Origin of the sequence: Halovivax sp., assembly GCA_007119345.1 — an archaeon.
Classification (GTDB): domain Archaea; phylum Halobacteriota; class Halobacteria; order Halobacteriales; family Natrialbaceae; genus Halovivax.
In genome coordinates this window covers 1-7,681 of record SKPV01000060.1, presented here as the reverse complement: position 1 = coordinate 7,681, position 7,681 = coordinate 1, and the positions used below count along the sequence as shown (strand labels likewise).

The window sequence follows — 7,681 nt, the reverse complement described above, 5'->3', positions numbered from 1 at the left end:
GCGCCGGCGAGTACCGTCCGGGCTTCCGAGCGCCGGCGAGTACCGTCCGGGCTCCCTGACGCCGTCCTACCCTGAATTCCGCGGCTCTCGGTCCTCGCCGAGCCACGTCTCCGTCACGTCCGTCAGCGACTCGCCGATCTTCTCTCCCCTGTAGCCGAAGATGTCCGCCGCGCCCGTCGCGGAGAGCATGATCGGCCGGAAGGGCTCGTCGGCGGTCAGCTCTCGGCCGTCGACGCTGGCGTAGACGCCGCCTTCGGGAACCCGTTCGAAGTTCTCGGCGTGAACCTCGTAGGACGATCCGTCGGGCTTCGGGATGGGTTCGCTCATGTGGAAGTAGTCCGGATCGGCGTCGGGCGGCTCGCCGGGGAGCGCGTCCACCCGTCTGAGGAACGCGCGGGCCTGGTCTTCGGCGGCGTCGGCTTCGGCCGCGGAGTTCTCGGCGGCGAGCTCGATCTCGACGGTGTACCCGCACGTCGTGATCGTCGCCTCGTTCACGCCCCAGTGATCGACGACGTGCGGGACGGGCAGCCGCGAGGCGAGTTCGAACTCGCGTTCCTGGGCGCTGTGGATCAGCGCGAACGGCGTCGGCTCGGCGTCGGTCCCGTGCAGCGAGAGCGTCGTCCGGCCGTCCACCAGCTCGCAGAGTCGAGCGGCGAGTCGCTCCTCGCGATCGCCGTCGGGGTCGCCGGGGAACGCGCGATTGAGATCCGAGTCGAGGTACCGTTCGCCCGCCTCGATCGCGGCCGGATTGGCGAGGACGAACGCGACGCCCCGCCGGAGGTCGAGGTCGGCCTCGCGCAGGCGACGGAGCGCGCGGACGCCGCTGCGTTCGTCGCCGTGAACGCCGCCGACGACCACGACGTCGGGATCTCCCGGACCGCCGATCGTGACGTCGAGCGGATCGAAATCGGTCTCCATGTGCCTACCGGAAGTAACCGTGGTGCGGTTGATGAAGGATGCGCCCGCACGTCCCGGCATCGCCGGCGTCGATCCCGATCCCGCGACGGCATCTCGGCAGCGTCCCGCCACCGGCCGGTCGCCGTCTTCGATCGCCCCCGCTCACCGCGACGATTCGGTTTCCCCGTCGATCTCGGCGCAGATCCCCAGGAGCGGATCGAGCGCGGCCGGCGGATTCGCGTACCGGACGGTCTCGCTCCGGGCGTCGTATTCGACGCAGCCGGCTTCCTCGAGCAGCGGGACGTCGGCGTGGACGACCTGCGTTCGCATCCGGTCGCGTTCCTCGTCGGTCACGGCGTCCCGAGAAACCCCGCGTTCGGCCGCGGCGGCGGCGGTCGCGAGCGTCTCGACGTCGCTCACCTCTGTCGCCCTGAGTTCGTACAGGATGTGCCGGCGACGCCGACTCGTCATCGTCCGGAAGATCGCTTCCAGGGTCCGCGCCCCGCGGTCGTCCGGATCCCGCCCGCCGCGGTCGTCCGGACCCCGCCCGCCGCGGTCGTCCGGGTCCCGCCCGCCGTCCTCTCGGATCGCGCGCGGCGGCCGCTCGCCGTCCGATTCGCCGCTCGACGTGGACCGGGGATCGGCGAGCGTATCGTCAGCCATGCGTACCCACACTCTGTACCGTGCGATAGCCCTTGGGGTACGATAACGTACGACTCGATCGCGCGGCCGACCCGAAACCCCGTCCCGCCCCGCTCACCGCGCCGCTCGGCCCTCGCCAGTCCCGTCCCTCACCGCGCCGCACGGCCCTCGCCCGTCCCGTCCCTCACCGCACAGCCCTCGTCCCCAGCTATCCCCGCCCCTCCCCGAGTATCGACCGGAGTTTTGCCATCCCGAGGTTCCGGCCCGTGACCGAAATCACCACGGACTTCCCGGCGAGCTCGTCCCCGCGTTCCAGCGCCGCGGCCACCCCGCTCGCGGCGGCGCCCTCCACCAGGACGTGCGCTTCGGCGAGCGTCCGCCGGACGCCGTCGCGGAGCGCGTCGTCCTCGACCAGGACGAAATCGTCCAGCTTCTCGCCGAGGAGCTCGGCGGTCAGCGCGAACGGGACCCGGGTGGCCAGCCCTTCCGCGAGGGTCTCCATCCGGTCGTGTGCGGCCAGCGTCCCCTCGGACCAGGCGCGGTGCATCGCCGGCGCGGCGGCGGACTGGACGCCGATCACGTCGGCGTCGGCGAGCTCGCCCGCCGTCAGGCAGTACCCCGAGGCGCCGCTCCCGCCGCCGACCGGCGCGAACACGACGTCGACGTCGGGCAGGTCCTCAACGACCTCGAGGCCCGCGGTGGCGACGCCGGCGACGAGCGCCGGTTCGTTGGCCGAGTGGACGTAGCGATAACCCTCCTCGGCGGCCAGCTCCTCGGCGCGTTCCCGAGCCTCGTCGAAGTCGGACCCGTGGTGGACGACGCGGGCGCCCAGCCGTTCCATCGCCCGAACCTTCCCCGGATTCGCGTCCTCGGGCACGCAGATCGCGGCCGGGACGTCGAACTCCCGGCCGGCGTAGGCGATCGACTGGCCGTGGTTGCCGGTGCTGGCGGCGACGAGCCCGCGATCGCGGAACTCGTCGTCGAGGGTCGCCACGAGGGTGATCCCCCCGCGAACCTTGAACGCGCCGGTCGGGAGCGTGTCCTCGCGCTTGAGGTAGACGTCGGCGTCGAGCTCCGCCGACAGCCACTCACAGCGGACCAGCGGCGTCCGCGGCAGGTGGGCCGCGACGACCGACCGGGCGCGGAAGACGTCGGCCGTCGTCGGCGGGGTGAGATCGTGATACGGAAAGATCGTCGTCTCGTCGGGCGACTCGACTGGTTCGTACCGGGCGACCATACGTCCCGCTGGCGCGCCGGCAAGTTATAATCCGGCCCCGACGAGTCGACGCTCGCCGATCGCGTGCGGCGTCGACCCGATCCGGAGCCGACCGTTCGACGACCCCCTCGAACCGACTGTCCGTTTCGCGGAGACTGAAGTCTAAACCGATCCCGATCCAAGAAATATCTGCAGCAAACCGGAGCGACCGTCATGATCGAAACTTCACCGGCGAGCGGCCGACCGGAGGTGTCCCCCGAGCGATGACGCCGCCCGTGGAGCCGTTGCTGGCGTTCGCGGCGGTCGCGTCGACCGTCTACGTCCTCGCGTGGCGACTGTGGTGGGACGTCCTCGCGGACGAGGGGGTCGTGCTCCGGTATTCGGACGATTACTGACTCGCACGATCGATGGCTCCCGGTACCGCGACCGCCGCCGCTCGACCGGCCGATCGTTCGGAGGACGGCGACCGTACGCGAATCCGTCGGCCGCCAAAAAAGTCGCTTCGTCCGCACCTCAGTCCGCGCCGTGCAGCGGAACCGATCCGCAGTCCGGACAGCCGTTGTGTTTCGTCGTTCGGTAGTGTAATTCGTGGCTACAGTGCACGCACTTGTAGTGAGCGTCGGTCATCATCGGAGCCACGCCGGACGGAGTCATATGCCTTGCGTGGGGGGCGTTCACGGGGAACCCGACCGTCGTCGGTTCGCGCGCCGCGACCCGTCGCTCCGGCGTCCGGATTCCGGGTTCCGGGTTCGGATCCCGTGCCTCCGCGGCCGTCACGCGGCCTCGCGTTCGGTCGCCGCCGTCTCCGGATCGCCGCTATCCGGATCGACGACCAGGACGGGGATCGAGGTGGTGCGCGCCACGCGCTCGGTGACGCTGCCCAGCAGCGCCCGCCGCACGCCGCCGCGGCCCGCGGAGGTCATCACGATGACGTCGACGCCCGCCGCCGCCGCGAATCGGGTGATCACGTCGACCGGATTGCCGGCCTCGATCACCGGCTCGATCTCCAGGTCCGCCTCGGCCGCGTACTCGCGGATGCGGTCGATCGCGCCCGCCGCGCGCTCGTGGAGTTCGGTCATCTCCTGGAACTGCCCCGTTCGGATGCGATCGACCTGCTCGGGACCCAGCGAGTAACTCATCGCGTCCGTGTCGACGACGTACATCACCTGCAACTCCGCGCCGAACGCTCGCGCGAACTCGACGGCGTACGGCGCCGCCGTCTCCGCCGCCTCGCTGCCGTCGGTGGTGAGGAGGATCTTCGATATCATGCGTACTCGTTGACACGGCCCCCGCCGTGGTAATACTTCGCACACCCCGGTCCGCGTGACCGTTTCGCCCCGCTCGGTGCCGGGCGGTCGTCTCGAGCGAGGGGGTCCTGTTTACGATCGCCGTGCGGTTCCGACGGCCTCCATCGCCGTGCGGTTCCGACGGCCTCCATCGCCGTGCGGTTCCGACGGCCTCGAACGTGGTCGATGGCGACAACTGTCGGTTTTGGAAACACGTATCCGACGGCGACCCGTCGAACCGGACGGGTAATGGACGTCCTCTGGGAGTGTCCGGGGTGCGGGCGCATGGTTAACGAGGACGTGAACGGGTCACGCTGCCCCTACTGTCGAGAAGAGCAATCGATCGAGAGCGCGGAGTAGGGACCGATCCGAACGTCGGTTCGTGGGCGTCGACAGCCGATGCGCTGGCGAAGGAAGTTCGCGCGATCGGTTCGCGGTTCCCCGACGGTGCACCGGAACCGATTCCGGCGTCGCCCGGAGCACAGAACTGTTCGGGCAATCCGACCGATTTCTTATACGCGGTCGGATAAAACGGAGGGGCATGACGTCAACGGACGGGGGATCGGGGGAGGCGTCCGGGGAGCTGGAACGCGCCGAGGACCTGTCGCCGGTCGACATTCTACTGGTGGAACCCAATCCGGGCGACACGCGACTCTTCACGGAGTCGTTCAAGGAGGCGAGCATCATGAACCGTATCTACGTCGTCTCCGACGGGCGGAGCGCGCTCGACTTTCTCGACCGGAGCGGCAAGTACGTCGACGTTCCCCGTCCCGACATCGTCCTCCTGGACCCCCAGCTCCCGGACGTCGACGGCGAAGCGGTCGTGACGGCGTTGCGGGAGGACCCCGCCCACGAAGAGACCGCGGTCGTCGCCCTGACGGGATCGGAAACCGAGGGGGACATTCTGCGCCAGAACGGCTTCGAAGCCGACGAGTACCTCGCGAAACCCGTCGAACCGGACGAGTTCGCCCGCTTCGTGCGGTCGGTCGAGGAGTTCTGGTTCGCGGTCGTCCGGCAAGAGACGGCGGAGTGACCGGGCGTTCGCGCACGTCACGGCGCACAGTTCTCCGTCCGGACCCCGGATCGTCGTGTGGGCTCGGTCGTCGACCGGTTCGAACAGCGAGAGCCGTCCGGTGTTTCGCCGGTCGCCCTCTCGGTCGGTTCGAGGCGGCGGAACGCGATCGCGGACCCGACGCGTCGCCGCGGGGATCGCCCGTGCGGACGTCGTCGTTCGTCGCCGGCGCGATCCGGAGATTCGCCCGGACCGGCGGGCTGCACCGGCCACCGCGTCGAGCTGTCCGGGCGCGACGTCGACCGACGTCGCCACCGTACTCACCGGACGGTCCGCGGACCGCGAACAAGTATAATAATCTCGATAGTAGTGGAATATCATACGAATTCGAACACTACCGGTTCGCGGCAACGACTCCGATACGCCGTCGCCTCGATGTCTCCGGTGACGTGCGGTCGGAGGCAGGTTTGTGCGACGTGCCCGGATGCGACCGACGATGACGCGCGTCCGCGACGATAGCGGGCCAGTCGTCGAGAGCGTGGCTCGGGCTCTCGGACGGCTCGCCGGTCGACCGGTGACCGACCCGACATCACGTACGCGAGGTTGCCGACCAACCGTCCGCTCGCCTCGATAGCGGACGCAACGCGTGCGGCTACCGATTCCGTAGCGGCCCGGCCGGGCGGGGCCGCATCCGTTTCGACGTCCGCGTCCCTCGGCCGGACGACCCCTTCTCCGACGACCGAGCGCGAATTTCGAGCCACCGACTTCGGCTCGACGGTCGCAGTTCGGTCGTCGGCTTGCGGTTTCCGCTCACCGCGACGGCTCCGATCCGGCGACGCTGCCGCGACAGGACCCTGCGCCGCGGGTGTGCGTCGTCCCGGTTTCTACCGACGAGGAGCGAAATATGACTGATCGTATATATACATTCTATCCTGTTACTTCGGTCGGAGACCCGGATTCGCCGGACGGGTTCGTCGACGTCGTCTCGGGAACCGTCGCGCTCTCACCGTCGACGATCGGGACGTCGCCGGCGCTTCGTGGGCCTGGTCGAGGCCGTTTCGTGGAACCGGCCGACAGCACTTCGCGGATTCGGTCGAGGCCGATTCGTGGAACCGGCCGACGGCGCTTCGTGGACCCGGGGTCGGCGGTGGTTCCCGAGATCGCGGTCGACCGGCCCGCGATCACCCACGTTGGGAGACGACCTCGGTCTCCCCGGACCGGCCGAGCAATTCGCCCGTCTCGTCGTCGAACAACAGCACGTTGTCCTCGTCGACGACGAGGCCGACGTCGTCGCCCTCTCGCAACCGGGCGTTCGCGCTCGTCACGGCGCGCAGTTCTCCGTCCGGACCCCGGATCGTCGTGTGGGCTCGGTCGTCGACCGGTTCGAACAGCGAGAGCTGTCCGGCGAGGTGTCCGTCGGTCGCGTCGCTCGTCACGGAGATGTGTTGGGGGCGGATGCCGACGGTGACCGTCGCCCCCGCCTCGAGCGACGTCGGCCCGTCCGTCCGGAATCGGAATTCCGCCCCGTGAACGGAGACGGTGGCCTGCTCCTCGCTCGCGCTCGCGACCGTCCCGTCGAGGTAGTTGATGCTCGGGTTGCCGATGAAGGTGGCCACGAAGGTGTTGGCCGGTCGGTTGTAGACCTCGCCGGTCGTCCCGACCTGCTCGATGCGGCCGTCGTTGAGCACGACCACGCGGTCCGACATCGTGAGCGCTTCCTCCTGGTCGTGGGTGACGTAGATCGTCGGCTTTCCCAGCCGCTTGTGGACTCGCTGGATCTCCCGGCGCATCTCGACTTTCAGCTGGGCGTCGAGGTCCGAGAGCGGTTCGTCCATGAGAAACGCGAGCGGATCCTGGACGATGGTCCGTGCGAGGCCCGTCCGCTGTTGCTGGCCGCCCGAGAGGTCGCCGGGATACTTGTCCAGCAGTTCCTCGATCTGCATGACCGCGGCCGCCTCGCGAGCCGTCTCGTGGCGTTGCTCGCGATCCACGCCGTCGATCTTCAGCGGGTAGGCGATGTTTTCCCTGACGGTCATGTGCGGGTACAGCGCGATGTCCTGGAACATCATCGCGAGTCCGCGCTTGTTGGCGGGAACGTCGGTCACGTCCACGCTGTCGAACGCGATCGTCCCGGCCGTCGGGATCTCGAGTCCGGCGAGACACCGGAGCGTGGTCGTCTTCCCGCAGCCCGAGGGGCCGACGATCGAGACGAACTCGCCGTCTTCGATCGCGAGGTCGATGCCGTCGACGGCGACCTCGACGCCGCCTTTGACGCTGTACTCCTTTCGCAGGTTCGTGATCTCGATTGTCGTCATACTGGAGTCACCTCCGGCTGGGTCCGCGCGCTCGACGTCGATACCGTGGCGCGATCGGTTCGGCTCACGGCGCACCTCCGGCGCTCATGCCGTGGATGTAGTACTTCTGGAGGAAGTAGACGAACAGCAGCGGGGGAATCAGCGCGACGGCGGAGCCGGCCAGCACCAGTCCCCAGTGGACCTGTCCGCCCGCGAAGAAGCTCGCCTCGATGCCCGTCGTGATGACGAACATGTCCAGATCGGTCATGAGGATCAGCGCCATCGTGTAGTCGCCCCACGCGAACGCGAAGGCGAGGATGGCGACGGCGATGAT

Annotated in this window: 7 protein-coding genes and 1 pseudogene; 2 read left to right on the top strand and 6 right to left on the bottom strand. The window is 69.0% G+C overall.

The window, feature by feature from the left end; genetic code table 11:
* Nucleotides 1–66 precede the first annotated feature (66 nt).
* The 3 genes from QZT59_RS04505 to QZT59_RS04495 form a co-directional block, all read right to left on the bottom strand.
* The gene (locus QZT59_RS04505) at nt 67–918 is read right to left on the bottom strand and encodes a succinylglutamate desuccinylase/aspartoacylase family protein (protein WP_290811923.1); all 852 of its coding nucleotides are present in this window, start codon (nt 916–918) and stop codon (nt 67–69) included.
* Between the two features lie 141 nt (nt 919–1,059).
* Nucleotides 1,060–1,560 carry a hypothetical protein gene (locus QZT59_RS04500; protein WP_290811920.1) on the bottom strand — a complete coding sequence of 167 codons (501 nt, stop codon included), beginning with the start codon at nt 1,558–1,560 and terminating at the stop codon, nt 1,060–1,062.
* A gap of 187 nt (nt 1,561–1,747) precedes the next feature.
* Nucleotides 1,748–2,776 carry a pyridoxal-phosphate dependent enzyme gene (locus QZT59_RS04495; RefSeq protein WP_290811917.1) on the bottom strand — a complete coding sequence of 343 codons (1,029 nt, stop codon included), beginning with the start codon at nt 2,774–2,776 and terminating at the stop codon, nt 1,748–1,750.
* Between the two features lie 242 nt (nt 2,777–3,018).
* On the opposite strand from QZT59_RS04495, the gene QZT59_RS04490 reads away from it, so the two are divergent.
* Complete coding sequence (locus QZT59_RS04490) at nt 3,019–3,150, top strand: hypothetical protein (RefSeq protein ID WP_290811915.1); 132 nt, start codon at nt 3,019–3,021, stop codon at nt 3,148–3,150.
* A 378-nt stretch (nt 3,151–3,528) separates the two neighbouring features.
* Here the strand turns inward: QZT59_RS04490 and QZT59_RS04485 are convergent, their stop codons facing one another.
* On the bottom strand, nt 3,529–4,023 hold the full coding sequence (locus QZT59_RS04485; protein WP_290811912.1) for a universal stress protein: 495 nt from the start codon (nt 4,021–4,023) through the stop codon (nt 3,529–3,531).
* 559 nt (nt 4,024–4,582) lie between these two features.
* On the opposite strand from QZT59_RS04485, the gene QZT59_RS04480 reads away from it, so the two are divergent.
* Complete coding sequence (locus QZT59_RS04480; RefSeq protein WP_290811909.1) at nt 4,583–5,074, top strand: response regulator; 492 nt, start codon at nt 4,583–4,585, stop codon at nt 5,072–5,074.
* 1,160 nt (nt 5,075–6,234) lie between these two features.
* Here QZT59_RS04480 and QZT59_RS04475 read toward each other — a convergent pair.
* Both QZT59_RS04475 and QZT59_RS04470 read right to left on the bottom strand, forming a co-directional pair.
* Nucleotides 6,235–7,368 carry an ABC transporter ATP-binding protein gene (locus QZT59_RS04475; protein WP_290811907.1) on the bottom strand — a complete coding sequence of 378 codons (1,134 nt, stop codon included), beginning with the start codon at nt 7,366–7,368 and terminating at the stop codon, nt 6,235–6,237.
* Between the two features lie 64 nt (nt 7,369–7,432).
* Nucleotides 7,433–7,681: pseudogene (locus QZT59_RS04470) on the bottom strand (carbohydrate ABC transporter permease); the annotation flags it as partial.